The organism is Amycolatopsis sp. NPDC003861 (assembly GCF_053605405.1).
Map to the genome: position 1 here is coordinate 1 of NZ_JBSGJD010000497.1, position 1,862 is coordinate 1,862.

Sequence of the window (1,862 nt, forward strand, 5' to 3'; positions counted from 1 at the left end):
GAGCCGCCGGCGGTCTTGATCGCGCCGCTGCTGGACACACTGGGACTGGCCGAGAGGTGCTCGCCGCCGGAGACGGAGATCCCGGTCGCGGTCGATGTTGCTGCGGCGGCTGAGAGGGCGGGCGGCGCCGCGGTCGCGGGGGTGCAGCTGGAGGCGAACGTGGTGAGGGTGCCAATGAGGAGCGCGCCGGCTCCGGCCGCGGCGAGGGCGGTACGAGTGGTGTTCATGGCTGATGTCTCCAGAAGTGTTGGTGTGGTTGGGCTAGCGGATGAGGACCGGGGTGCCGATGGGCACCGGATCTGCCGGATTCGTGAACGTGGCGAGGGCTTCAGCGGGGACGCGGATGCATCCGTCGCTGGACGGTCGGCCGAACACGTCGGCGGTGGGCCAGCCGTGAATGCCCGTGGTCCCCGGGCCGCCGCCGTAGGTGGTGAACGTGGCCGAGTGAATGCCGAGCGGGAAGATCACCGAGCTGAACTTCTGTTTCGCGTCGGTCATCGACGCGAGGACGAACGTCCGCCCGGCCGGGGTCGGCGAGGCTGCGGTGCCGACCCCGACGCTCCAGGTGCCGATCTGCTGGTGATCGCGGTAGAGGGTGAGCCGGAACGCGGCCCGGTCGATGACGATCTGGTCGGTCGTCGATCGGCTGTCGAGCGTGTTGTCCTGGGTGGACAGCCAGCCGGTGGAGCCGTTGGGCCGCGAGGGCAGGAGCACCTGCACCCAGCCTGGTTCCTCTTCGATCACCGGCAGCCAGGTGTCGGACCCGAGCTGGGTGGTCGGCAGGACCGCGATGGCCGCACCGCCGGGCTGGTCGAACACCGGCACCGGCTCGGTCGGGTGCACGAGCTGCCCGTCCGGTACCTCCTCGGTCATCGCGTCCTGCGGGGCGCCCGGAATGGTGCTGAAGGTGCTCGCCTCAGGCAGCCCGGTCAGATTCGGGACCGCCCGGGCGGCCACGACCGGGCCGTGCAGCTCGACTCCCAGCTCGACGGGGTCGGCGCCGCGAGCGGCGTCGGGCGTCGGCCCTGTCGGTGAGAGCAGCACACCCGCAGTGCCGACCAGCGCGATTCCGGCCAGCCAGAGCGCGAGCACCCGCAACCGGTTCGCTGCCGGCTGTGGCGTCTCCGACATGGAACTGTCCTTCCTCGAGGTCGATGGAGGCCGCGGCAAACCCGCCCGCACTGGAGCGGGCTTGCCGCGAGAAGAGGTTGTGGTTACTGGGAAAGCGCGGAGATGAAGCCGTCGGTGGGGGTGCCGAGGCCGGTGACGTTGTCCCAGCCGGGGCCGCTGTGCAGGTTCTGCGGACGGGCGTCGAAGTCGATCAGGTAGCTGCCCTGCTCGCCGGGGACGGCGACGCCGCCGAAGGCATGCATCATCGGCGTCCACACTCCCGCCTTCTGCGGCGTGACGTCGGCGATCGCAGCGGATCCCTTCAAGCTGTAGAGGGTGGGGGTGAGCAGCCCGGCGCGGGCGGTGCCGGAGCGGGCCTGCTGGGCGTCAGCGACGAGCCCGGCGATCAGCGGCGAGGCGAGTGAGGTGCCGCCGTAGGAGCCGATCCCGAACTGGCCCTTGATGGTCTGCCCGACCAGCATCCCGGTGTAAGAGTCGGCCAAAGCGGCGATGTCCGGCACCGCCCGCTTCCCGCCGTTGCCGGAGACGACCCCGGCCTGCCAGTCCGGCGCGTCGTAGAGGGCGGAGGTGCCGCCGCCGGCGCCGGAGGCGAACGGCCCGTCGGCGTCCCGCTGCGGTGCCCACGAGGTGCCGGACTGGGTGTTGCCGCTGTTCTCCCACCCGGTCAGCACCTTGGCCTGGTTGTTCTGGTCCAGGCCGACGCTGGTGCCGCCGACGGCCACGACCCAGGG

The 1,862-nt window shown here is 71.4% G+C and carries 2 protein-coding genes and 1 pseudogene; all 3 read right to left on the reverse strand.

Translation table 11 applies throughout. The annotated features are described in order from the left end of the window. Positions 1-227, reverse strand: a 227-nt coding sequence (locus tag ACWEVN_RS47725) for a hypothetical protein (RefSeq protein ID WP_452055693.1), incomplete at its 3' end; no start/stop codon positions are given. Positions 228-261: 34 nt separating this feature from the next. Continuing rightward, the gene (locus ACWEVN_RS47730; protein WP_452055694.1) at positions 262-1,131 is read right to left on the reverse strand and encodes a L,D-transpeptidase family protein; all 870 of its coding nucleotides are present in this window, start codon (positions 1,129-1,131) and stop codon (positions 262-264) included. An 83-nt stretch (positions 1,132-1,214) separates the two neighbouring features. Continuing rightward, positions 1,215-1,862: pseudogene (locus ACWEVN_RS47735) on the reverse strand (hypothetical protein); the annotation flags it as partial.